21 protein-coding genes and 1 other RNA gene are annotated in these 22,684 nt (G+C 64.9%); 18 read left to right on the forward strand and 4 right to left on the reverse strand.

The window, feature by feature from the left end; translation table 11 throughout:
• Positions 1-88: 88 nt before the first annotated feature.
• Positions 89-460: a YraN family protein gene (locus K8374_RS04130; RefSeq protein ID WP_224458026.1), complete on the reverse strand. Its 372-nt coding sequence runs from the start codon at positions 458-460 to the stop codon at positions 89-91.
• Complete coding sequence (locus K8374_RS04135) at positions 460-2,277, reverse strand: penicillin-binding protein activator (protein ID WP_224458027.1); 1,818 nt, start codon at positions 2,275-2,277, stop codon at positions 460-462. Before K8374_RS04135 ends, K8374_RS04130 begins: the two co-directional genes overlap by 1 nt.
• A gap of 220 nt (positions 2,278-2,497) precedes the next feature.
• Here K8374_RS04135 and rsmI point away from each other — a divergent pair, with 220 nt between their 5' ends.
• The 18 genes from rsmI to lpxC all read left to right on the forward strand — a co-directional run bounded on the left by rsmI (position 2,498) and on the right by lpxC (position 21,905).
• A complete protein-coding gene (gene rsmI, locus K8374_RS04140; protein ID WP_224458028.1) occupies positions 2,498-3,340 on the forward strand; it encodes a 16S rRNA (cytidine(1402)-2'-O)-methyltransferase in 843 nt (280 codons plus the stop codon).
• A gap of 67 nt (positions 3,341-3,407) precedes the next feature.
• Positions 3,408-3,767, forward strand: an RNA gene (gene rnpB / locus K8374_RS04145) — RNase P RNA component class A.
• Positions 3,768-4,077: 310 nt separating this feature from the next.
• Positions 4,078-4,533, forward strand: coding sequence for a division/cell wall cluster transcriptional repressor MraZ (mraZ, locus tag K8374_RS04150; protein ID WP_011535546.1), 456 nt, complete (start codon positions 4,078-4,080; stop codon positions 4,531-4,533).
• Positions 4,530-5,477: a 16S rRNA (cytosine(1402)-N(4))-methyltransferase RsmH gene (gene rsmH, locus K8374_RS04155; RefSeq protein WP_411969597.1), complete on the forward strand. Its 948-nt coding sequence runs from the start codon at positions 4,530-4,532 to the stop codon at positions 5,475-5,477. Before mraZ ends, rsmH begins: the two co-directional genes overlap by 4 nt.
• Positions 5,474-5,767 carry a cell division protein FtsL gene (gene ftsL / locus K8374_RS04160; RefSeq protein ID WP_070092339.1) on the forward strand — a complete coding sequence of 98 codons (294 nt, stop codon included), beginning with the start codon at positions 5,474-5,476 and terminating at the stop codon, positions 5,765-5,767. The genes rsmH and ftsL overlap by 4 nt, the downstream gene beginning before the upstream one ends.
• Positions 5,767-7,521, forward strand: a complete 1,755-nt coding sequence (locus K8374_RS04165) for a peptidoglycan D,D-transpeptidase FtsI family protein (RefSeq protein WP_224459269.1) — start codon at positions 5,767-5,769, stop codon at positions 7,519-7,521. The genes ftsL and K8374_RS04165 overlap by 1 nt, the downstream gene beginning before the upstream one ends.
• Positions 7,521-9,008: a UDP-N-acetylmuramoyl-L-alanyl-D-glutamate--2,6-diaminopimelate ligase gene (locus K8374_RS04170; RefSeq protein WP_224458029.1), complete on the forward strand. Its 1,488-nt coding sequence runs from the start codon at positions 7,521-7,523 to the stop codon at positions 9,006-9,008. Before K8374_RS04165 ends, K8374_RS04170 begins: the two co-directional genes overlap by 1 nt.
• A complete protein-coding gene (locus K8374_RS04175; RefSeq protein ID WP_224458030.1) occupies positions 9,001-10,368 on the forward strand; it encodes a UDP-N-acetylmuramoyl-tripeptide--D-alanyl-D-alanine ligase in 1,368 nt (455 codons plus the stop codon). Before K8374_RS04170 ends, K8374_RS04175 begins: the two co-directional genes overlap by 8 nt.
• Positions 10,368-11,450 carry a phospho-N-acetylmuramoyl-pentapeptide-transferase gene (gene mraY / locus K8374_RS04180; protein ID WP_084857275.1) on the forward strand — a complete coding sequence of 361 codons (1,083 nt, stop codon included), beginning with the start codon at positions 10,368-10,370 and terminating at the stop codon, positions 11,448-11,450. The genes K8374_RS04175 and mraY overlap by 1 nt, the downstream gene beginning before the upstream one ends.
• 6 nt (positions 11,451-11,456) lie before the next feature.
• Positions 11,457-12,803 (forward strand): UDP-N-acetylmuramoyl-L-alanine--D-glutamate ligase, encoded by a 1,347-nt coding sequence (murD, locus tag K8374_RS04185; RefSeq protein WP_224458031.1) that lies wholly within the window; start codon positions 11,457-11,459, stop codon positions 12,801-12,803.
• Positions 12,800-14,014 carry a putative lipid II flippase FtsW gene (ftsW, locus tag K8374_RS04190; protein ID WP_084857279.1) on the forward strand — a complete coding sequence of 405 codons (1,215 nt, stop codon included), beginning with the start codon at positions 12,800-12,802 and terminating at the stop codon, positions 14,012-14,014. Before murD ends, ftsW begins: the two co-directional genes overlap by 4 nt.
• Complete coding sequence (murG, locus tag K8374_RS04195) at positions 14,004-15,083, forward strand: undecaprenyldiphospho-muramoylpentapeptide beta-N-acetylglucosaminyltransferase (RefSeq protein ID WP_224458032.1); 1,080 nt, start codon at positions 14,004-14,006, stop codon at positions 15,081-15,083. The genes ftsW and murG overlap by 11 nt, the downstream gene beginning before the upstream one ends.
• A complete protein-coding gene (gene murC, locus K8374_RS04200) occupies positions 15,076-16,530 on the forward strand; it encodes a UDP-N-acetylmuramate--L-alanine ligase (protein WP_224458033.1) in 1,455 nt (484 codons plus the stop codon). The genes murG and murC overlap by 8 nt, the downstream gene beginning before the upstream one ends.
• Complete coding sequence (locus K8374_RS04205; RefSeq protein WP_084857285.1) at positions 16,527-17,483, forward strand: D-alanine--D-alanine ligase; 957 nt, start codon at positions 16,527-16,529, stop codon at positions 17,481-17,483. The genes murC and K8374_RS04205 overlap by 4 nt, the downstream gene beginning before the upstream one ends.
• A gap of 5 nt (positions 17,484-17,488) precedes the next feature.
• Positions 17,489-18,358 carry a cell division protein FtsQ/DivIB gene (locus tag K8374_RS04210; RefSeq protein ID WP_224458034.1) on the forward strand — a complete coding sequence of 290 codons (870 nt, stop codon included), beginning with the start codon at positions 17,489-17,491 and terminating at the stop codon, positions 18,356-18,358.
• A 14-nt stretch (positions 18,359-18,372) separates the two neighbouring features.
• Positions 18,373-19,629 (forward strand): cell division protein FtsA, encoded by a 1,257-nt coding sequence (gene ftsA / locus K8374_RS04215; RefSeq protein WP_224458035.1) that lies wholly within the window; start codon positions 18,373-18,375, stop codon positions 19,627-19,629.
• A 55-nt stretch (positions 19,630-19,684) separates the two neighbouring features.
• Positions 19,685-20,881, forward strand: coding sequence for a cell division protein FtsZ (gene ftsZ / locus K8374_RS04220; RefSeq protein WP_084857291.1), 1,197 nt, complete (start codon positions 19,685-19,687; stop codon positions 20,879-20,881).
• Between the two features lie 112 nt (positions 20,882-20,993).
• Positions 20,994-21,905 carry a UDP-3-O-acyl-N-acetylglucosamine deacetylase gene (gene lpxC / locus K8374_RS04225; protein WP_070092350.1) on the forward strand — a complete coding sequence of 304 codons (912 nt, stop codon included), beginning with the start codon at positions 20,994-20,996 and terminating at the stop codon, positions 21,903-21,905.
• 121 nt (positions 21,906-22,026) lie between these two features.
• On the opposite strand, the gene K8374_RS04230 is transcribed toward lpxC, so the two are convergent.
• The gene (locus K8374_RS04230; protein WP_224458036.1) at positions 22,027-22,482 is read right to left on the reverse strand and encodes a DUF721 domain-containing protein; all 456 of its coding nucleotides are present in this window, start codon (positions 22,480-22,482) and stop codon (positions 22,027-22,029) included.
• Positions 22,483-22,514: 32 nt separating this feature from the next.
• Positions 22,515-22,643, reverse strand: coding sequence for a hypothetical protein (locus tag K8374_RS26205; RefSeq protein WP_263498519.1), 129 nt, complete (start codon positions 22,641-22,643; stop codon positions 22,515-22,517).
• Positions 22,644-22,684 lie beyond the last annotated feature (41 nt).

Genomic DNA, 22,684 nt, shown 5'->3' on the forward strand with positions numbered 1-22,684 from the left:
CTGGTGTGACCTTAAGTGGGGCGGTGGCCGACGCGACGCGCGACAGGAACCAGCCCGCGAAACATAGAGCTAAAAAATCGGAATGGGTTCAGCATTCGAAGGCGTTTTTCAGCCATTGCAGCGGCTGGCCCGCGTGGTGGCTGCCCTGCAGGGCGACAACGTCGAAGCGGCAGGGCTGGTTGGCCCAGCGCGGCTCCTTCTGCAGGAACAGGTTGGCGGCTAGCGCCAGTCGCTTCTGCTTGCGTCCGTCGATGCTGCCGACGGCGCCGCCGAAGGCCGCATGCAACCGGTAGCGGACTTCGACGAATACTACTGTATCGGCGTCGAGCATGACCAGATCGAGCTCACCGCCCTTGCATCGCCAATTGCGCGCCAGTAATCGCAGGCCATGCCCCCGAAGGTATTCGAGGGCATGGTTTTCCGCGGCAAGGCCTGCGCTGGAAGGCGATGCGTCGGGCATCAGCGTGGGGTGTCCGGCAGGCGCTTGACCTGGCCGCCGGAGAACTCGGCCCAGGGCAGTTGGCGCTCGACGCGCTGGCTGGGGCTCATGGTCAGGCTGCCGGAGAGGCCTTCGATGCGGTTGTCCGGCAGGGCCTTCAGCTGGCCCAGGCGAGGGGCCAGGCTGTAGGCGTCCACGCCCATGGCGTACAGGCGGCCGAGGCTGCCGGCGGCCTGGGGCCACTGCTGGACCACCTGCTGGCGCAGGCTGTTGCTGCTGTCGAGCAACCAAGGGGTCTCGCAGAAGCGGATGCCGTTCATGTCGTTGTACTGGTTCACGTCACCGCTGGCGCTGTAGAGGTTGGAGGTGGCGTAGACCGGCACGTCGCCCGCGTACTGGAAGTTCAGGGTCGGCTTGATCTGCTGGGCCTGCTGCGGTGTGGAGGCGAGGAAGATGAAGTCGATGTCCTGGCGGCGCGACGGTTGTGCGGCGATGGTGCCGCCAACGGTGCTCTGCAGGCTCTTGGCGCGGCCTTCGCTCTGGCGCAGTTGGAACAGCTCGGCGATCTGCTGGGCCAAGGCGACCGGTTGGGCGATGCGTTCGGCGGCCAGCAGCGTGCCGCCATGGCCTTCCCAATCCTGGCGGAAGGCGGCGAGCACGCGGTCGCCCCATTCACCGCTCGGTACCAGGGCCACGGCGCGGACCAGGCCATCGGCGCGGGCACGTCGCGAGACTTCGCGGGCTTCGTCCTCGGCGGCAAGGCCGAACTGGAACAGCTGGGGTGGTGCTTTCTGGCCGGCATCGGCGTAGTTCAGCGCCAGGGTGGTGATCGGCAGTTGCGGGTTGGCCGCGAGCTTCTTCACCAGCGGTTTTTCCAGCGGGCCGACCACCAGCTGCACGCCGGCGGCCTGGGCCTGGCGGTAGAAGTCGTCCAGCGAGGTCAGGCGCGAGCTGTCGAACACCTGTACGGCAGGAGCCGGCTGGCCGGATTGCTGGGCCTGGAAGTGGGCCGCCATGAAGCCGTCGCGCAGGGCGCGGGCGACGCCGGCCAGCGGTCCTTCCTGGGGCAGCAGCAGGGCGATCTTGGTCAGCGGTTGGCTGGCCAGTTCCTTGAGCTTGACCAGGGCCAGGGGCAGTTGCTTGGCGGCGGGGTGTTCCGGGTGCTGGTTGCGCCAGGTGTCGATGGCGGCCTGTTGTTGCTCCAGGGTGCCGGCGCTCTTCACCGCCAGGGCCAGGCTGGTCCAGCCGGCCAGGGTCTCGTTGGCGGCCGGCTGTTGCAGCTGTTCGGCCGGCAGCGAGGCGACCAATGCCCAGATCGAGTCGTTGTTGGCGGCAGCGGCCTGGTCGCTGAGCAGGGGCGCGAGCAATACGCGCTGCTGGGCGGCAGCCAGCGCCTGGCCATCGGCCTCGAGGGCGGCGGCGTGGACGCTGTAGGTGCGTGCCTGCTGCTCCTGCGGCAGTTCGCCCAGGCGCTGCAGGCTCGGGTGGGCGAGGGCGGTCAGGGCGGCCTTGGGCTGGTTGCGGCTCATGGCGAGCTCGGCAGCCAGGGTGCTGGCGAACACCTGCTGGGCAGGCTTGAGCGAGTCCAACGGGACCTGCTCGAGAATGCGTGCGGCGCGTGGGTAGTCCTTCTGCTTATAGGCCAGGTCGGCGGCGCTCAGGCGCAGCAGGGCGGCATCTTCAGCGGACTTGCTGGTGGCGGCCTTGTCGAGCAGTTGCTCGATGCTGGCATCTGGGGTGCGTGGCAGTTCGCCCAGGCTGGATGAGGGCGAGCTGGCGCAGGCTGCCAGCAGGGCAGTCAGGCAGAGGGCTGTGAACAGCCGCAGGCAAGCGATCATGTAAAAGTCCTGTTACTCGATCAAGTTGGCCGGCAATTGTACCCAAGCGTCGGCCGGGGCGCGATGTCGCTGACGTTGATCCTTCAATATAGGTCGCCTTGCGGGGGTTGCCGGTGAAGTTCTTTGCGCGTTGTTGCGGGCGCTCGGGCTACAATGGCGCCTTTGATCCACATGACAGGTATGCGCAGTGACTGATGTTGCAGGGGCTTCGAAATCCACGATGGGCACGCTTTACGTGGTCGCCACGCCGATCGGCAACCTCGAGGACATGAGTGCACGGGCCCTCAAGGTGCTGGCCAACGTGGCGCTGATCGCCGCCGAGGATACCCGTCACTCGGTGCGCCTGCTCCAGCACTTCGGCATCGATACACCTCTGGCCGCCTGCCATGAACACAACGAGCGCGACGAGGGTGGGCGCTTCATCACCCGCCTGCTGGCGGGCGACGACGTGGCCTTGGTGTCCGACGCGGGCACGCCGTTGATTTCCGACCCCGGCTACCACCTCGTGCGCCAGGCGCGCGCCGCCGGGGTGCAGGTGGTGCCGGTGCCGGGCGCTTGCGCCTTGATCGCCGCGTTGTCTGCGGCCGGCCTGCCGTCGGACCGGTTCATCTTCGAAGGGTTCCTGCCCGCCAAGGCGGCTGGCCGTCGCGCTCGCCTCGAGCAGGTCAAGGAGGAGCCGCGCACCTTGATCTTCTACGAGGCGCCGCACCGTATCCTCGAGTGCCTGGAAGACATGGAAGCGGTATTCGGCGCACAGCGCCCGGCGGTGCTGGGCCGTGAGCTGACCAAGGCCTTCGAGACGCTCAAGGGGTTGCCGTTGGGTGAGTTGCGTGCCTTCGTCGCAGGCGACAGCAACCAACAGCGTGGTGAGTGCGTGGTTCTGGTGGGTGGCTGGAGTGCTCCCGAGGACGAGCAGGCAATCAGCAGCGAAGCGCAGCGCGTGCTGGACCTGCTGCTGGCGGAGCTGCCACTCAAGCGTGCGGCTGCGCTGGCGGCGGAAATCACCGGTGTGCGCAAGAACCTGCTCTATCAGGTGGCATTGGAAAAACAAAAAGCGCAGTAGTGGCAAAGTGACATAGTTCATCGAGTCACTTGTTCTTGGGCGCCTGTGCCGTTAACCTTGTCGGCGGAGAGTCGATTGGACAGTCGCTGCCTTCTTTTGTTCCGCAAAAGAGGGGGGAGGAAAGTCCGGGCTCCATAGGGCAGAGTGCCAGGTAACGCCTGGGGGGCGCGAGCCTACGGAAAGTGCCACAGAAAACAACCGCCTAAGCACTTCGGTGCCGGTAAGGGTGAAAAGGTGCGGTAAGAGCGCACCGCGCGACTGGTAACAGTTCGTGGCTAGGTAAACCCCACTCGGAGCAAGACCAAATAGGGTTCCATACGGCGTGGCCCGCGTCGGAACCGGGTAGGTTGCTAAAGGCGTCCAGTGATGGCCGTCGTAGAGGAATGACTGTCCTCGACAGAACCCGGCTTACAGATCGACTCTCCACCTCCTTCCTTCCCTGCTTGAATCGTCAGCAGATACGTCCCGGTAATACCAAAAAAATCTTACTCTTAATAAATCACTTTAAGTTCTCACTCTATCCGCTTGAGTGAACTTGATTTTTCCCGCCAGTTTTTCCTTCCGGTAATGCTTCCTCCTTCCTTTGTTGCGCTAAATCTCCGTCCTATAAGGGATTTCCTTCTGAACGTGCCTTGACGGTGTGCCGGACGGATTCCTATAGTGTGCGCAAGTGGCAGAAAGTGGGATGAAGTGGGTTTTCTGACACAAAAAAGCTAACATTGTGGGGAATCGCAGCCGTGTTCCGCGGAGCTAACGCCGTCAGCCTCGATGCAAAGGGCCGACTCGCCATGCCGAGTCGGTACCGTGACGAGCTCGATTCGCGTTGCAATGGTCAATTGATCGTGACCATCGACGCGGTGGACCCCTGCTTGTGTGTTTATCCCCTCGATGAGTGGGAACAGATAGAAGCCAAGTTGCGTGCCTTGCCGTCGCTGCGTGAGGAAAACCGCCGTTTGCAGCGTTTGCTGATCGGTAATGCGGTGGACCTGGAGCTCGATGGCAGTGGCCGTTTCCTGGTACCGCCCCGCCTGCGCGAATACGCCAAGCTCGACAAGAAGGCGATGCTGGTGGGGCAGCTGAACAAATTCCAGCTGTGGGATGAGGATGCCTGGAACGCGGTTTCGGCAGCTGATCTTGCAGCTATCCAACAACCGGGCGCCATGCCCGACGATTTGCGTGACCTGATCCTGTGACGATAGATAGCGGCTTCAACCACATCACCGTGCTGCTCGACGAGGCTGTCGAGGCATTGGCCCTGCGCGCCGACGGTTGCTATCTGGACGGCACGTTCGGCCGGGGTGGGCATAGCCGCCTGATCCTCAGCAAGCTCGGGCCGCAAGGGCGGCTGCTGGGCTTCGACAAAGATCCACAAGCGATTGCCACGGGGCAAGCGCTGGCGGCCGAAGACGGCCGCTTTGTCATTGTGCAGCGCAGCTTTGCCGAGATGGGCGATGAAGTCGCCCAGCGTGGCTTGGACGGCAAGGTCAGCGGCGTACTGCTCGACCTGGGCGTGTCGTCGCCGCAGCTGGACGACCCGGAGCGCGGCTTCAGCTTCCTCAATGATGGCCCTTTGGATATGCGCATGAACCCGGACCAGGGCATCAGCGCTGCCGAGTTCATTGCCACCGCGCCCGAAGAAGAAATCGCTCGTGTCTTCAAAGAGTACGGCGAAGAGCGTTTCGCCAAGCGCATGGCGCGCGCCGTGGTGCAGCGCCGCGAGCAGCAACCGTTCACCCGCACGGGCGACCTGGCCGAAGTCCTCAAGGTCGCCAACCCGGCCTGGGAGAAGGGCAAGAACCCGGCGACCCGCGCTTTCCAGGGCCTACGCATCCATGTCAACAACGAACTGGGCGACCTGGAGGCGGGCCTGGAGGCTGCTATCGAGGCGCTGGAAGTCGGTGGCCGCCTGGCGGTGATCAGCTTCCACTCGCTCGAAGATCGCATCGTCAAACTGTTCATGCGCAAGCTGGCCAAGGGCGAGGCGGACAACCTGCCGCGCAACCTGCCGGTGCAGCACAAGGTGTTCGAGCCGAAGATCCGCCTGATCGGCAAGGCGCAGTTCGCCTCTGAAGCCGAACTCAAGGCCAACCCGCGGGCGCGCAGCGCCGTCATGCGGGTGGCGGAGAAATTGCGGTGAGCCGGCTGTTCGCCAAGCCCCTGCCAGGCGGAAGCTTCCTGATGCTTCTGCTGTTCGTCGGCGTCCTGGTTTCGGCCATTGCCGTGTCCTACAGCGCCCACTGGAACCGCCAACTGCTCAACACGCTGTACGGTGAGCTGAACGAGCGTGACAAGGCCCAGGCCGAATGGGGCCGGCTGATCCTCGAGCAAAGTACCTGGACGGCTCACAGCCGTATCGAGAACCTGGCCTCCGAGCAATTGAAGATGCGCGTGCCGGCCGCCGACGAAGTGCGGATGGTGGCGCCATGATGAAGCTTGAAGGCGCACTCTACCCCTGGCGCTTCCGGGTGGTGATCGCATTGCTGGCGTTGATGGTCGGCGCGATCGCCTGGCGCATCATTGACCTGCAGGTGGTCGATCGCGACTTCCTCAAGGGCCAGGGCGATGCCCGCAGCCTGCGCCATATTCCCATTCCCGCGCACCGCGGCCTGATCACCGACCGCAACGGCGAGCCGTTGGCCGTCAGTACGCCGGTCACCACCTTGTGGGCCAACCCCAAGGAAATGCAGGCCTCCCGCGAGCGCTGGCCGCAACTGGCCGCCGCACTCGGGCAGAATCCTCAACAGTTGGCCGACCGCCTGACCCAGCAGGCTGGCAAGGAATTCATCTACCTGGTGCGGGGTCTGACCCCGGAGCAGGGGCAGCAGGTGCTTGACCTCAAGGTGCCAGGTGTCTACGGCATGGAGGAATTCCGGCGCTTCTACCCGGCCGGTGATGTCACCGCGCACATGGTCGGCTTCACCGACCTGGACGACCACGGTCGCGAAGGGGTGGAGCTGGCCTATGACGAATGGCTCGCCGGGGTGCCCGGCAAGCGACAAGTGATCAAGGACCGGCGCGGCCGGTTGATCAAGGACATCCAGGTGACCAAGAACGCCAAGGCCGGCAAGACCTTGGCGTTGTCGATCGACCTGCGCCTGCAATACCTGGCCACCCGCGAGCTGCGCAACGCCATCGCCGAGCAGGAAGCCAAGGCCGGTAGCCTGGTGATCATGGACGTCAAGACCGGCGAGGTTCTGGCCATGGTCAACCAGCCGACCTACAACCCGAACAACCGCCGCAGCATGTTCCCCGCGGCCATGCGCAACCGGGCGATCATCGACGTGTTCGAGCCAGGCTCCACGGTCAAGCCGATCTCCATGAGTGCCGCCCTGCAGAGCGGTCGCTGGAAGCCTACCGACAAGGTCGAGGTCTACCCCGGCAGCCTGCAGATTGGCCGCTACACCATCAAGGACGTGTCCCGTAGCGAGGGGCCGATCCTCGACCTGACCGGCATCCTGATCAACTCCAGTAACGTGGGCATGAGCAAGATCGCCTTCGATATCGGTGGCGAGGCGATCTACCGGGTCATGTCGCAACTGGGGCTTGGCCAGTACACAGGCTTGGGTTTCCCGGGCGAGCGCGTCGGCAACCTGCCTAACCACCGTGAATGGCGCAAGGCCGAAACCGCCACCTTGTCCTATGGGTATGGCGTCTCGGTGACTGCCTTGCAGCTGGTGCATGCCTATGCCGCCCTGGCCAACGACGGCAAGATGGTGCCGTTGTCCATCGTCAAGGTCGACAAGGCACCGGAGGCCGTGCAGGCGATCCCGAAGGAAACGGCCGAAACCGTCCAGGCGATGTTGCAACAGGTGATCGAGGCGCCGCGGGGCGTGTTCCGTGCGCAGGTGCCGTTCTATCACGTCGGCGGCAAGTCGGGTACCGCGCGCAAGGCATCCGTGGGTGCCAAGGGCTACCGGGAAAATGCCTACCGTTCGCTGTTCGCAGGCTTCGGCCCGATGAGCGACCCGCGCTACGCCATCGTCGTGGTCATCGACGAGCCGAGCAAGGGTGGCTATTTCGGCGGTCTGGTATCGGCCCCGGTATTCAGCAAGGTGATGTCGGGCACCCTGCGCCTGATGAACGTGCCGCCGGACAACCTGCCACCGCCACCGGCCCCTTCGGCGACCCAGCCCCAGACCCAGCAGGCCAGCGCAGTACCCGCCAATGGAGGGCGTGGTTGATGACAATGCCATTGAGCAAGCTTTTCGCCCATGCCAGCCGCGATCCGTTGATCCGCGAGCTGACCCTCGACAGCCGCCTGGTCCGGCCGGGTGACCTGTTCCTGGCCGTTCCCGGTGCCAAGGTCGACGGTCGTGCGCACATTGCCGATGCACTGGCTCGCGGCGCTGCCGCCGTGGCCTACGAAGAGCAGGGCGCCAGCGTTCTGCCGATCACCGAGGCGCCCCTGATCCCGGTGCGTGGCCTGATCGGCCAGCTGTCGGAGATCGCCGGGCGCTTCTACGGCGAGCCCAGTCGCCAGCTCGACCTGGTGGGTGTCACCGGTACCAACGGCAAGACCAGCGTCACCCAGCTGGTGGCCCAGGCCCTCGATGCGTTGGGCCAGCGCTGCGGGCTGATCGGCACGCTGGGTACCGGTTTTTATGGCGAGCTGCGCAGCGGCCGCTTGACCACCCCGGACCCTATCGCTGTGCAGGCGACCCTGAACGACCTCAAGAAAGGTGGCGCCAAGGCCGTGGCCATGGAGGTTTCCTCCCACGCCCTGGAACAGGGCCGGGTCGCCGCCCTGGCCTTCGATATCGCGGTGATGACCAACCTGTCCCGCGATCACCTGGACTACCACGGCAGCATGGAGGCCTACGAGGCCGCCAAGGCCAAGCTGTTCGCCTGGCCGAACCTGCGTTGCCAGGTGGTCAACCTGGACGATGAGTTCGGGCGTCGCCTGGCTGAAGACTTTGCCCGGCGCCCGAGCCCCGAGCATGTCGAAACCCGGCTGCTCAGCTACAGCCTGGAAAACCCGGACGCTTCGCTGTTCTGCCGCGAAGCCCATTTCGATGACGATGGCGTGCGCGCCATCCTCGTCACCGCCCAGGGCGAACATACCCTGCGCAGCCAGCTGCTGGGCCGCTTCAACCTGAGCAACATGCTCGCCGCGGTCGCCACGCTGTTGGCGCTGGACTACCCGCTGGACGAAATCCTCAAGGTCACCCCGCAGCTGCAAGGCCCGGTCGGTCGCATGCAGCGCCTGGGAGGCGGCGACAAGCCGTTGGTGGTGGTCGACTACGCGCACACCCCGGACGCCCTGGAAAAAGTCCTGGAAGCCCTGCGCCCCCACGCCCATGGCCGCCTGCTGTGCCTGTTCGGCTGTGGTGGCGACCGCGATCGCGGCAAGCGTCCGCTGATGGCCGCAGTAGCCGAGCGCCTGGCCGATCGCGTGCTGGTCACCGATGACAACCCGCGCACCGAAGACCCCCTGCGGATCTTCGATGACATCCGCCCCGGCTTTGCCAAACCCGCCGACGTCGAGTTCGTCGCCGGTCGTGGCGAGGCCATCGCCCACCTGATCGCCACTGCGGCCGCGAACGACGTGATCGTGCTGGCCGGCAAGGGGCATGAGGATTACCAGGAGATCAATGGTCAGCGCCATGATTTCTCCGACTTGATCGAAGCCGAGAAGGCACTTGCAGCCTGGGAGGCGACCGATGCTTAAGCCCATGACACTCAGCCAGCTGGCCACGCCGCTGCAGGCACGTGTGGTCGGTGCCGATGCCAGCTTTACCGGCGTGAGCATCGACAGCCGGACCGTGGCTGCCGGCCAGCTGTTCGTCGCCCTGGCCGGGCCGCGCTTCGATGGCCATGACTACCTGGCTGACGTGAAGGCCAAGGGCGCCGTCGCCGCCCTGGTCGAGCGCGAAGTCGCCGATGTCGACCTGCCGCAGCTGCTGGTCGCCGACTGCCGCGTCGCCCTGGGCCAGCTCGGCGCCCTGAACCGTGCCGCGTTCGACAAGCCGGTGGTGGCCATCACCGGCTCCAGCGGCAAGACCACGGTCAAGGAAATGCTGGCCTGTATCCTGCGTACCCGTGGTCCGGTGCTGGCGACCCGTGGCAACCTGAACAACGACCTCGGCGCGCCGCTGACCTTGTTGGAGATCGCGCCTGAACACAGCGCCGCGGTGATCGAACTGGGGGCCTCGCGTATCGGCGAGATCCGCTACACCGTCGGCCTGACCCAACCCCAGGTGGCCATCATCAACAATGCCGGCACTGCCCATGTGGGCGAATTCGGTGGCCCCGAGAAAATCGTCGAGGCCAAGGGCGAGATCCTCGAAGGCCTGGGCGTGGGGGGGACCGCCATCCTCAACCTGGCCGACAAGGCCTTCGATACCTGGCGCAAGCGTGCGGGCGAGCACCGCATCCTGAGTTTCGCCCTGGACAATCCGCAGGCCGACTTCCACGCCAGCGACATCGGTCGCGACGCCCGGGGCTGCCCGTCGTTCACCTTGCATGGCCCGGACGGCAGCGTCCCGGTGCAACTGAACCTGCTGGGTACCCATAATGTCAGCAACGCCTTGGCTGCCGCTGCCGCCGCCCATGCCGTCGGTCTGAGCCTGAGCGGCATCGCCGCAGGCCTTGGCGCGGTGCAGCCGGTCAAGGGCCGTACCGTGGCGCAGATCGCCCCCAACGGCGTGCGGGTGATCGACGACAGCTACAACGCAAATCCCACCTCGATGTGCGCCGCCATTGATATACTCGCCGGCTTTTCCGGCCGCACCGTCCTGGTGCTCGGGGATATCGGCGAACTGGGGCAATGGGCGCAGGAAGGTCACCGTCAGGTGGGCGACTATGCGCGCGGCAAGGTCGACGCCCTGTACGCAGTGGGTACCAACATGGCCCATGCGGTCGCGGCGTACGGTGCCAATGGCCGTCATTTCGCTACTCAAGCTGAGCTTATCGATGCCGTTCGCGCCGAGACTGCCAGCGACACCACTATCTTGATCAAGGGCTCGCGCAGCGCTGCGATGGAAAACGTCGTGGCGGCTTTGTGCGGTGCCAGCGGGGAGAAACATTAATGCTGCTGCTGTTGGCCGAGTATCTGCAACAGTTCCACAAGGGCTTCGCGGTCTTCCAGTACCTGTCCCTGCGCGGGATCCTGGGCGTGCTGACCGCATTGTCCCTGGCACTGTGGCTGGGGCCGTGGATGATTCGTACCCTGCAGATCCGCCAGATCGGTCAGGCCGTGCGCAACGACGGCCCGCAATCGCACCTGTCCAAGTCCGGCACCCCGACCATGGGCGGTGCGCTGATCCTGTCCGCCATCGGCATCAGCACCCTGCTGTGGGCCGACCTGACCAACCGCTACGTCTGGGTCGTGCTGATCGTGACCCTGCTGTTCGGCGCCATCGGCTGGGTCGACGACTACCGCAAGGTGATCGAGAAGAACTCCCGCGGGCTGCCAAGCCGCTGGAAATACTTCTGGCAGTCGGTGTTCGGCCTGGGGGCCGCAGTGTTCCTCTACATGACTGCGCCGACCAGCGTGGAGACCACCCTGATCGTGCCGATGCTCAAGGACGTGACCATTCCGCTGGGCATCGGCTTCGTCGTGCTGACCTATTTCGTCATCGTCGGCTCGAGCAACGCGGTCAACCTGACCGACGGTCTCGATGGCCTGGCGATCATGCCGACGGTGATGGTCGGCGGTGCCCTGGGCATCTTCTGCTACCTGTCGGGCAACGTGAAGTTCGCCGAATACCTGCTGATCCCCTACGTGCCGGGTGCCGGCGAGCTGATTGTGTTCTGCGGCGCGCTGATCGGCGCCGGGCTGGGCTTCCTGTGGTTCAACACCTACCCGGCCCAGGTCTTCATGGGCGACGTCGGCGCCCTGGCGCTGGGCGCGGCCCTGGGCACCATCGCGGTCATCGTCCGCCAGGAGATCGTGCTGTTCATCATGGGTGGCGTGTTCGTCATGGAGACCCTTTCGGTGGTGATCCAGGTGGCCTCCTTCAAGCTGACCGGCAAGCGCGTGTTCCGCATGGCGCCGATTCACCACCACTTTGAACTCAAGGGTTGGCCCGAGCCGCGGGTGATCGTCCGATTCTGGATCATCACCGTGATTCTGGTGCTGATCGGCCTTGCCACCCTGAAACTGAGGTAGACGAGCGTGTCACTGATCGCTTCCGACCAATTCCGCATCGTTGTCGGCCTCGGCAAGAGCGGCATGTCCCTGGTTCGCTTCCTGGCGAACCGGGGCATCGCCTTTGCGGTCGCCGACACCCGCGAGCAGCCGCCGGAACTGGACACCCTGCGCCGTGAATACCCGCAGGTGGAAGTGCGCTGTGGCGAATTGGACGTGGACTTCCTGTGCCGCGCCAGCGAACTCTATGTCAGCCCTGGCCTGGCCCTGGCCACCCCGGCGCTGCAGCAGGCTGCCACACGTGGCGTGAAGCTGTCCGGCGACATCGAGCTGTTCGCACGTTTCGCCAAGGCGCCGATCGTGGCCATCAGCGGCTCCAATGCCAAGAGCACCGTGACCACCCTGGTCGGCGAAATGGCCGCCAAGGCTGGCAAGCGCGTGGCCGTGGGCGGCAACCTGGGCACTCCGGCGCTGGACCTGCTGGACGACACCGTGGAGCTGTACGTCCTGGAGTTGTCCAGCTTCCAGCTGGAGACCACCGACCAGCTCAACGCCGAAGTGGCCACCGTGCTCAACATCAGTGAAGACCACATGGACCGTTACAGCGGCCTGCCGGCCTATCACCTGGCCAAGCACCGGATCTTCCGTGGCGCGCGTCAGGTGGTGGTCAACCGCCAGGATGCCCTGAGCCGGCCTTTGCCGGTCGAAGGCCGCCCATGCTGGACCTTCGGTCTCAATACTCCGGACTTCAAGGCCTTCGGCCTGCGTGAAGTGAACGGCGAGAAACACCTGGCCTTCGAGTTCCAGGCATTGATGCCGGTGCGCGAGCTGAAGATCCGTGGTGCCCACAACCAGAGCAACGCCTTGGCCGCCCTGGCCCTGGGTCATGCCGTGGGCCTGCCGTTCGCCCCGATGCTCGAAGCCCTGCGCGAATTCGCCGGGCTCGCCCACCGCTGCCAATGGGTGCGCGAGCGCAATGGCGTCAACTGGTACGACGACTCCAAGGCCACCAATGTCGGTGCCGCCCTGGCGGCGATCGAAGGCCTGGGCGCGGATATCGACGGCAAGCTGGTGCTGATCGCCGGTGGCGATGGCAAGGGCGCCGATTTCTCTGCCTTGCGCGAGCCGGTGGCGCGTTTCTGCCGCGCGGTGGTGCTGCTCGGCCGTGACGCCGAACGCCTGGCCGAGTCGCTGGGCGAGGGCGTGCGCCAAGTCAGGGTCAAGACCCTGGACGAAGCGGTGCAGCAGTGCGCCGAGCTGGCCCAGCCCGGCGACGCCGTGTTGCTGTCGCCGGCCTGCGCGAGCCTGGACATGTTCAAGAACTTCGAAGAACGCGGGCGCCTGTTCGCCCAGGCGGCGGGAGGGCTGGCATGATCTTCGGCATCCTCAAGCCCTACCCATCGCCACTGATCAGCGGTCGCGGCATCGACCTGGACTTCGCCTTCCTCGCCGGTTGCCTGGCGCTGCTCGGCCTGGGCCTGGTGATGATCACCTCGGCGTCCTCGGAAGTCGCCGCGGTGCAGTCGGGCAACCCGCTGTACCACATGTTCCGGCACCTGGTGTACGTAGCCCTGGGCCTGGTCGCCTGCGGCGCCACCCTGCTGGTCCCGATCGCCACCTGGCAACGCATGGGCTTCACCATGCTGGTCGGCGCCTTCGGCCTGCTGGTGCTGGTGCTGGTGCCGGGCATCGGCCGGGAAGTGAACGGCTCGATGCGCTGGATCGGCTTCAGCTTCTTCAACGTCCAGCCTTCGGAGATCGCCAAGGTCTTCGTGGTCATTTACCTGGCTGGCTACCTGGTTCGCCGGCAACAGGAGGTGCGCGAAAGCTGGATGGGCTTCTTCAAGCCGTTCATCGTCCTGCTGCCGATGGCAGGCCTGCTGCTGATGGAGCCGGACTTCGGGGCCACTGTGGTCATGATGGGCGCCGCGGCGGCCATGCTGTTCCTCGGCGGGGTGGGTCTGTTCCGCTTCAGCCTGATGGTGGCGCTGGCGGTGGTGGCGGTGTTCGTCCTGGTCCAGGCGCAACCCTACCGGATGGCGCGCCTGATCACCTTCACCGACCCGTGGGCCGACCAGTTCGGCTCCGGCTACCAGTTGACCCAGGCGCTGATCGCCTTCGGTCGCGGCGAATGGCTGGGCGTGGGCCTGGGCAACAGTGTGCAGAAGCAGTTCTACCTGCCCGAGGCGCACACCGACTTCGTGTTCTCGGTACTGGCCGAGGAGCTGGGTGTGGTCGGCTCGCTGTGCACCGTGGCGTTGTTCGTCTTCGTCACCGTGCGTGCCCTGTACATCGGCCTGTGGGCCGAGAAGGCCAAGCAGTTCTTCGCCGCCTACATGGCATTCGGCCTGGCTTTCCTGTGGATCGGCCAGTTCCTGATCAACATCGGTGTGAACGTCGGCCTGCTGCCTACCAAGGGCCTGACCTTGCCATTCCTCAGCTACGGCGGCAGTTCCCTGGTGATCTGCTGTGCCTGTGTGGGCTTGTTGCTGCGCATCGAATGGGAGAGCCGCACGCACCTGGGCAGCGAGGAGCACGAATTCAAGGAAAGCGATTTTGCCGAGGAGACCTATCATGGCCGCTGACGGCAAGAACGTCCTGATCATGGCTGGCGGCACCGGAGGGCATGTGTTCCCGGCCCTGGCCTGTGCCCGCGAATTCCAGGCCCGTGGCTACAGCGTGCACTGGCTAGGTACCCCGCGTGGCATCGAGAACGAGCTAGTGCCCCAGGCTGGCCTGCCCCTGCACCTGATCCAGGTCAGCGGCCTGCGTGGCAAGGGCAAGCTGTCGCTGCTCAAGGCGCCCTTCACCTTGGTCAAGGCTGTGCTCCAGGCGCGGCGTGTCATTCGTCAGCTCAAGCCGGTATGCGTGCTGGGCTTCGGCGGTTATGTGACCGGTCCTGGCGGCGTTGCCGCACGGCTGTGCGGCGTTCCACTGGTGATTCACGAGCAGAATGCCCGCGCCGGTACCGCCAATCGGCTGCTGGTGCCATTGTCGGCCCGTGTCTGCGAGGCTTTCCCGGACACCTTCGAGGCCAGCGACAAGCGCCGTACCACCGGTAACCCGGTACGCCCGGAGCTGTTCCTGGATGCCCATCGCGCGCCCCTGGCCGAGCGCCGTGCACGCCTGTTGGTGCTCGGCGGCAGCCTGGGTGCGGAACCATTGAACAAATTGCTGCCTAAGGCCCTGTCGGAAGTGCCCGCCAGTGTACGCCCCGAGGTGTTCCACCAGGCCGGCAAGCAGCATGCGCCGATCACCGCCGAGCGTTATCGCGAGGCCGGGGTCGAGGCTCAGGTAGAGCCCTTCATCAAGGACATGGCCCACGCCTATGGCTGGGCCGACATGGTGGTCTGCCGGGCCGGTGCCCTGACCGTCAGCGAACTGGCGGCCGCAGGCCTGCCTTCGGTGCTGGTGCCCTTGCCCCATGCCATCGATGACCACCAGACCCACAACGCCCAATACCTGGCACGTGAAGGCGCCGCCTTCCTGATGCCACAAGCGACAACTGGCGCAGCGCAGCTCGCTGAACGCCTGAACGAGGTGCTGATGCAACCCGAGAAACTCAACACCATGGCCAGCACCGCACGGCGCCTGGCCAAACCTGCCGCAACCAGCACCGTGGTCGACATCTGCCTGGAGGTGGCCCATGGTTGAGAGCCAGAAAGCCATGCCCCAGCCGAAGATGGGCCGTATCCGTCGTATCCACTTCGTCGGTGTCGGCGGTGTGGGCATGTGCGGCATCGCCGAAGTGTTGCTGAACCTGGGTTACCAGGTGTCCGGCTCCGACCTCAAGGCCTCGCCGGTTACCGAGCGCCTGGAGTCGTTCGGTGCCGAGATCTTCGTCGGCCACCGTGCCGAGAACGCGGCCAACGCCGATGTGCTGGTGGTATCCAGCGCGATCAACCCGGCCAACCCGGAAGTTGCCACCGCCCTGGAACGTCGCATTCCCGTCGTGCCACGCGCCGAGATGCTCGCCGAGCTGATGCGCTACCGCCATGGCATCGCCGTGGCCGGCACCCATGGCAAGACCACTACCACCAGCCTGCTGGCCTCGGTATTCGCCGCTGGCGGCCTGGACCCGACCTTCGTCATCGGCGGCCGCCTGACTGCCGCCGGCACCAATGCCCAGCTCGGCACCAGCCGCTATCTGATCGCCGAGGCCGACGAGAGCGACGCCAGCTTCCTGCACCTGCAGCCGATGGTCGCGGTGGTCACCAATATCGACGCCGACCACATGGCCACCTATGAAGGCGACTTCAACAAGCTGAAGAAAACCTTCGTCGAATTCCTGCACAACCTGCCGTTCTATGGCCTGGCGGTGATGTGCCTGGACGACCCGGTGGTGCGTGAGATCCTGCCGCAGGTCAAGCGCCCGAGCGTCACCTACGGCTTCAGCGACGAGGCCGACATCCGCGCGATCAACGTGCGCCAGCAGGGCATGCAAACGCACTTCACCGTGTTGCGCCGCGACCGCGAGCCGCTGGACGTCTCGGTCAACATGCCGGGCAACCACAACGTGCTCAATGCCCTGGCCACCATCGCCATTGCCACTGACGAAGGCATCAGCGACGAAGCCATTGTCCAGGGGCTGTCCGGCTTCCAGGGCGTCGGCCGACGCTTCCAGGTGTATGGCGAGCTGCCGGTCGAAGGTGGCAGCGTGATGCTGGTCGACGACTACGGCCACCACCCGACCGAAGTGGCTGCGGTGATCAAGGCGGTGCGTGGCGGCTGGCCGAGCCGGCGCCTGGTGATGGTCTACCAGCCGCACCGCTACAGCCGTACCCGCGACCTGTACGACGATTTCGTGCAGGTGCTGGCCGATGCCAACGTGCTGTTGCTGATGGAGGTGTACCCGGCCGGCGAAGAGCCGATCCCCGGTGCCGACAGCCGCCAGCTGTGCCACAGCATCCGCCAGCGCGGTCAGTTGGACCCGATCTACATCGAGCGTGGTGTCGACCTGGCACCGCTGGTCAAGCCACTGCTGCGTGCCGATGACATCCTGCTGTGCCAGGGCGCCGGTGACATCGGCGGCCTGGCCCCGCAACTGATCAAGAGCCCGCTGTTCGCTGGCGCCGTCGCCAGCCCGGAGAAGTCGAAATGAGCAGCGCATACGCCAAGTTGCATTCCACCCTGGACGTGAAGGCCTTCGGGCGGGTCGCCGTGCTGTACGGCGGCAAGAGCGCCGAGCGCGAAGTCTCGCTCAAGTCCGGCAAGGCCGTGCTGCAGGCACTGACCGACGCCGGTGTCGACGTGGTCGGCATCGACGTGGGCGATGACCTGCTGGCTCGCCTGCAGAGCGAGAAGATCGACCGCGCCTTCATCATCCTCCATGGTCGTGGCGGCGAAGACGGCAGCATGCAGGGCCTGCTGGAGTGCCTGGGCATTCCCTACACCGGCAGCGGCATCCTCGCCTCGGCGCTGGCCATGGACAAGCTGCGTACCAAGCAGGTCTGGCAGAGCCTGGGCATCCCGACCCCGCGCCACGCCGTGCTGGGTAACGAAAACGATTGTGTCGAGGCCGGCACGGAACTGGGCTTCCCTTTGATCGTCAAACCGGCCCATGAAGGTTCCAGTATCGGCATGGCCAAGGTGAACAGCGTCGAAGAGCTGGTCGCTGCCTGGAAGGATGCCGCCAAGTACGATTCCCAGGTGTTGGTCGAACAGTGGATTCGCGGCCCGGAGTTCACCGTCGCGGTGCTGCGTGGCCAGGTGCTGCCGCCGATCGCGCTGGGCACCCCGCACGTGTTCTACGACTACGACGCCAAGTACATCGCCAATGACACCCAGTACCGCATCCCGTGCGGGCTGGACAGTGCCAAGGAACAGGAACTGATCGACCTGACCGCGCGCGCCTGCGATGCCATTGGTATCGAAGGCTGGGGCCGGCTGGACGTGATGCAGGACGAGCAGGGCCGGTTCTGGCTGCTCGAAGTCAACACCGCACCCGGCATGACCGACCATAGCCTGGTGCCCATGGCGGCCCGCGCGGCCGGCCTGGACTTCCAGCAATTGGTGCTGGCGATCCTGGCCGCCAGCGTCGAGACGCGAGGTTAACAGCCATGCAAGGCGCGATGTTACGTCATCAGCAACCCGCCACCGGCCGTAGCAAGCCGGTGCCGCGTGGTGCCAGCCGACTGGTGGCCAAGGAGCCAATGTCGGCGCGCCTGCCCAAGGCCAATTTCAGTGTGTTCAAGCGCCTGCTGTGGCCGGTGCTGCTGGTCGCCGCGGGCTTCGGTGCCTATGAAGGTGCCGTGCGCCTGATGCCGTACGCCGATCGGCCGATCACCAAGATCGCCGTGCAGGGCGACCTGAGCTACATCAGCCAGCAGGCGGTGCAGCAGCGGATCGCGCCCTACGTGGCCGCGAGCTTCTTCAGCGTCGACCTCACGGCGATGCGCACGGAGCTCGAGCAGATGCCGTGGATCGCCCATGCCGAAGTCCGCCGTGTCTGGCCGGACGAGGTGGTGATCCGCCTGGAAGAACAGTTGCCGGTGGCGCGTTGGGGCGACCAGGCCCTGATCAACAATCAGGGGCAGGCCTTCACCCCGCGCGAACTGGCCAACTACGAGCACCTGCCGCAGCTGTTCGGGCCGCAGCGCGCTCAGCAACAAGTCATGCAGCAGTATCAGGTATTGAGCCAGATGCTGCGCCCCTTGGGCTTTTCCATCGCTCGCCTGGAGCTGCGCGAGCGAGGCAGCTGGTTCCTGACCACCGGCGCGGGCAGCGCCGGGCCTGGGATCGAGCTGCTGCTGGGGCGCGACCACCTGGTGGAGAAGATGCGCCGTTTCATTGCCATTTACGACAAGACACTCAAAGAGCAGATCACCAACATCGCCCGCGTTGATCTGCGGTACGCCAACGGGCTTGCCGTTGGCTGGCGGGAACCGATTGCACCGACGACGGCCCAACCCGCCGTTGCGAAGAATTAGAGAGAGGCAGGACCATGGCAAACGCGCATAGCGGCAAAATGATCGTCGGGCTGGACATCGGCACCTCCAAGGTGGTGGCGCTGGTGGGTGAAGTGGCCGACGACGGCTCCCTGGAGATCGTGGGGATCGGCACCCACCCGTCCCGCGGCCTGAAGAAGGGCGTGGTGGTGAACATCGAATCGACCGTGCAGTCGATCCAGCGCGCCGTGGAAGAAGCGCAGCTGATGGCCGGCTGCCGTATCCACTCGGCATTCGTCGGTGTCGCCGGCAATCACATCCGCAGCCTGAACTCCCACGGCATCGTCGCCATCCGCGACCGGGAAGTGAGCACCGCTGACCTCGAGCGCGTGCTCGACGCTGCCCAGGCCGTGGCCATTCCGGCCGACCAGCGGGTGCTGCACACCCTGCCGCAGGACTACGTGATCGACAACCAAGAGGGCGTGCGCGAGCCCCTGGGCATGTCGGGCGTACGCCTGGAGGCCAAGGTTCACGTGGTCACCTGCGCGGTCAATGCCGCGCAGAACATCGAAAAATGCGTGCGCCGCTGCGGCCTGGAAATCGACGACATCATCCTCGAGCAGCTGGCCTCGGCCTACTCGGTGCTGACCGATGACGAAAAAGAACTGGGCGTGTGCCTGGTGGACATCGGTGGTGGCACCACCGATATCGCCATCTTCACCGAAGGCGCTATCCGCCACACCGCGGTGATCCCGATCGCCGGCGACCAGGTGACCAACGACATCGCCATGGCCTTGCGTACGCCGACCCAGTACGCCGAGGAAATCAAGATCCGCTACGCCTGCGCCCTGGCCAAGCTGGCCGGCGCCGGCGAGACCATCAAAGTGCCGAGCGTGGGCGATCGCCCGCCGCGCGAGCTGTCGCGCCAGGCCCTGGCCGAGGTGGTGGAGCCCCGTTACGACGAGCTCTTCACCCTCATCCAGGCCGAGCTGCGTCGCAGCGGTTACGAGGACCTGGTGCCGGCCGGCATCGTCCTCACCGGTGGCACCGCGAAGATGGAAGGCGCCGTGGAATTGGCCGAGGAAATCTTCCACATGCCGGTACGCCTGGGCGTGCCGCACAGCGTTCGGGGGCTGAGCGATGTCGTACGCAACCCGATCTATTCCACCGGCGTGGGCCTGCTCACCTATGGCCTGCAAAAGCAGACCGAGGACCTGCCCTTGACCGGTAACAGCAGCAGCAACAGCTATGGCGATGAACCGAAGGCCCCGGTGCTTGAGCGATTCAAGCGTTGGGTCCAGGGCAACTTCTAAGTTTCAAAGCAGTAGTGGTAGGCGCAAAAACTAGAGAACTGTAAGGAGAGGGAAAATGTTCGAGCTCGTAGACAACGTCCCGCAAAGCCCGGTCATCAAAGTGATCGGTGTCGGCGGTGGTGGCGGCAACGCCGTCAACCACATGGTCAAAAGCAACATCGAAGGCGTCGAGTTCATCTGCGCCAACACCGATGCACAGGCGCTGAAGAACATCGGCGCGCGCACCATCCTGCAACTGGGTACCGGCGTCACCAAGGGTCTGGGTGCAGGTGCCAATCCGGAAGTCGGCCGCCAGGCTGCGCTGGAAGACCGCGAGCGCATCGCCGAAGTGCTGCAGGGCACCAACATGGTGTTCATCACCACCGGCATGGGTGGCGGTACCGGTACCGGTGCTGCGCCGATCATCGCCGAAGTGGCCAAGGAAATGGGCATCCTCACCGTTGCGGTGGTGACCCGTCCGTTCCCGTTCGAAGGCCGCAAGCGCATGCAGATCGCCGATGAAGGCATTCGTATGCTGGCCGAGAGCGTCGACTCGTTGATCACCATCCCCAACGAGAAGCTGCTGACCATCCTGGGCAAGGATGCCAGCCTGCTGTCTGCCTTCGCCAAGGCCGACGACGTGCTAGCCGGTGCCGTACGCGGTATCTCCGACATCATCAAGCGCCCAGGCATGATCAACGTCGACTTCGCCGACGTGCGCACCGTGATGGGCGAAATGGGTATGGCAATGATGGGGACCGGTTGCGCCAGCGGCCCGAACCGTGCCCGCGAAGCGACCGAGGCGGCGATCCGCAACCCGCTGCTCGAGGACGTCAACCTGCAGGGCGCCCGCGGCATCCTGGTGAACATCACCGCAGGCCCGGACCTGTCCCTGGGCGAGTACTCCGACGTCGGTAGCATCATCGAAGCCTTCGCCTCTGACCACGCAATGGTCAAGGTCGGCACCGTGATCGACCCAGACATGCGCGACGAACTGCACGTGACCGTAGTGGCCACCGGCCTGGGCGCGCGCATCGAGAAGCCGGTCAAGGTCGTGGACAACACCCTGCAGAACGCCCAGCAGGCCTACGAGGCGTCCATCCCGGCACCGGCCCGCCAGGAGCAGCCAGCGGTCAACTACCGTGACCTGGAGCGTCCGACCGTGATGCGCAACCAGGCCCACGGCGGTGCTGCCGCAGCCGCTAAACTCAACCCACAGGATGATCTGGACTACCTCGACATCCCGGCGTTCCTGCGTCGTCAGGCCGATTAATGGAATTTATCAGGGGTATAGGGGTGATTGGTGTTCAGCAAAGGCCGGGTCTGTTATCATCCCCAGCCTTTGTTGATACCTGTTCGCAATTTGCGCTGAAGCGGCCAATGCCATGATTAGACAACGCACCCTGAAGAATACCATCCGTGCCACAGGTGTCGGCCTGCACTCCGGGGAGAAGGTTTACCTGACCCTCAAGCCAGCGCCTGTGGACACCGGCATCGTCTTCCGCCGTGCCGACCTCGACCCTGTCGTCGAGATCCCGGCGCGCGCGGCCAACGTCGGCGAGACAACCATGTCGACGACGCTGGTCAACGGTGACGTAAAGGTCGATACGGTCGAGCACCTGCTCTCCGCCATGGCGGGCCTGGGCATCGATAACGCCTACGTCGAGCTCTCCGCCTCGGAAGTACCGATCATGGATGGCAGCGCGGGCCCCTTCGTATTCCTGATTCAATCCGCCGGCCTGGAAGAACAGGACGCAGCCAAGAAGTTCATCCGCATCCTGCGCGAAGTGACGGTGGAGGAGGGCGACAAGCGCGCCACTTTCCTGCCTTTCGACGGGTTCAAGGTGAGCTTCGAGATCGACTTCGATCATCCGGTACTGCGCAACCGGACCCAGAGCGCCAGCGTCGACTTCTCCAGCACGTCGTTCGTGAAGGAAGTCAGCCGCGCCCGTACCTTCGGTTTCATGCGCGACATCGAGTACCTGCGCAAGCACAACCTTGCGTTGGGCGGCAGCGTGGAAAACGCCATCGTGGTCGATGAGGACGGCGTGCTCAACGAAGACGGCCTTCGTTACGAAGACGAATTCGTCAAGCACAAGATCCTCGACGCCATCGGCGACCTCTACCTGCTGGGCAACAGCCTGATCGGCGAGTTCAAGGGCTACAAGTCCGGACACGCGCTGAACAACCAGCTGCTGCGCAAGCTCATTGCCGAGAAAGACGCCTGGGAAGTGGTCACCTTCGAAGATGCCAGCACGGCACCGATCTCCTACATGCGCCCTGTTGCGGCCGTGTAAGTTCGAACACTCTCTAGTTCATTGAGGCCACCTTCGGGTGGCCTTTTTTATGCCGCGTATATGCAGCCCCGGTAGGAGCGGCCTTGCGCCGCGAAAGGAGCGCGAAGCGGTCCCAGCGGGCCTATGGCTTGTCGCGGGCGTGACTGGCCAACCGTTCCAGGGCTGCGCGCAGCCTGGGGTCGGCAATGCCTTCGGCGGAATCGCGAATGTTCTCGGCTGCCTTGCTCGACAGCTCGACCCCTTGCCCCTCGCGCTTGGCCGGCACCAGCGGCGGCTGCACCTTGAACAGGATACGTTGCAGGTTGCCGAACGCCTCCAGCGTCTGTAGCTGACGTTGCAGCCTTTTCTGCTGGTAGCGCAGGCGTGTCGCCCAATGACCATCCGTCACCACCAGCAACAAAGTGCCATCGCGCCAGGACGCCACGTGGCAATGCTCGCGAGCAGCTGGCTGCAGCTGGCTCTCCAGCAGGCGCTGCAGGTATTCCAGGCGTTCGGCCTGGTTGAGCAGCAGGCGCAGCGGTCGGGCCTGGCGTAGCAGGGCGGCCGGTGGGCGGGCGGGGGAGGGCTTGTAGGCCATTGGAGTACACAGTGGGTTGCTGGGTGGCCATCTTAACAGAAGCTGCACGCCACACGGCCTGTCTTGCCGAACCCCTGCGGGAGCGGGCTTGTCCCGCGATTGAGCAGCAAACGCAACGCAACCGCCTGATCCGCTTCGGAAATGTCCCAGATACGTTTCATCTTCCAGCACCTTGAACTTGCCCGAAAAGCCCTTATGTTAG

The organism is Pseudomonas sp. p1(2021b), from assembly GCF_020151015.1.
Lineage (GTDB): Bacteria > Pseudomonadota > Gammaproteobacteria > Pseudomonadales > Pseudomonadaceae > Aquipseudomonas > Aquipseudomonas putida_K.

What these genes read in the sequence shown, in the direction of transcription:
- K8374_RS04130 (WP_224458026.1), bottom strand. Translation starts at nt 460, where the DNA reads ATGCCCGACGCATCGCCTTCCAGCGCAGGCCTTGCCGCGGAAAACCAT.
- K8374_RS04135 (WP_224458027.1), bottom strand. Translation starts at nt 2,277, where the DNA reads ATGATCGCTTGCCTGCGGCTGTTCACAGCCCTCTGCCTGACTGCCCTG.
- rsmI (WP_224458028.1), top strand. Translation starts at nt 2,498, where the DNA reads ATGGGCACGCTTTACGTGGTCGCCACGCCGATCGGCAACCTCGAGGAC.
- K8374_RS04165 (WP_224459269.1), top strand. Translation starts at nt 5,767, where the DNA reads ATGAAGCTTGAAGGCGCACTCTACCCCTGGCGCTTCCGGGTGGTGATC.
- K8374_RS04170 (WP_224458029.1), top strand. Translation starts at nt 7,521, where the DNA reads ATGACAATGCCATTGAGCAAGCTTTTCGCCCATGCCAGCCGCGATCCG.
- K8374_RS04175 (WP_224458030.1), top strand. Translation starts at nt 9,001, where the DNA reads ATGCTTAAGCCCATGACACTCAGCCAGCTGGCCACGCCGCTGCAGGCA.
- mraY (WP_084857275.1), top strand. Translation starts at nt 10,368, where the DNA reads ATGCTGCTGCTGTTGGCCGAGTATCTGCAACAGTTCCACAAGGGCTTC.
- ftsW (WP_084857279.1), top strand. Translation starts at nt 12,800, where the DNA reads ATGATCTTCGGCATCCTCAAGCCCTACCCATCGCCACTGATCAGCGGT.
- murG (WP_224458032.1), top strand. Translation starts at nt 14,004, where the DNA reads ATGGCCGCTGACGGCAAGAACGTCCTGATCATGGCTGGCGGCACCGGA.
- murC (WP_224458033.1), top strand. Translation starts at nt 15,076, where the DNA reads ATGGTTGAGAGCCAGAAAGCCATGCCCCAGCCGAAGATGGGCCGTATC.
- K8374_RS04205 (WP_084857285.1), top strand. Translation starts at nt 16,527, where the DNA reads ATGAGCAGCGCATACGCCAAGTTGCATTCCACCCTGGACGTGAAGGCC.
- K8374_RS04210 (WP_224458034.1), top strand. Translation starts at nt 17,489, where the DNA reads ATGCAAGGCGCGATGTTACGTCATCAGCAACCCGCCACCGGCCGTAGC.
- ftsA (WP_224458035.1), top strand. Translation starts at nt 18,373, where the DNA reads ATGGCAAACGCGCATAGCGGCAAAATGATCGTCGGGCTGGACATCGGC.
- ftsZ (WP_084857291.1), top strand. Translation starts at nt 19,685, where the DNA reads ATGTTCGAGCTCGTAGACAACGTCCCGCAAAGCCCGGTCATCAAAGTG.
- lpxC (WP_070092350.1), top strand. Translation starts at nt 20,994, where the DNA reads ATGATTAGACAACGCACCCTGAAGAATACCATCCGTGCCACAGGTGTC.
- K8374_RS04230 (WP_224458036.1), bottom strand. Translation starts at nt 22,482, where the DNA reads ATGGCCTACAAGCCCTCCCCCGCCCGCCCACCGGCCGCCCTGCTACGC.
- K8374_RS26205 (WP_263498519.1), bottom strand. Translation starts at nt 22,643, where the DNA reads ATGAAACGTATCTGGGACATTTCCGAAGCGGATCAGGCGGTTGCGTTG.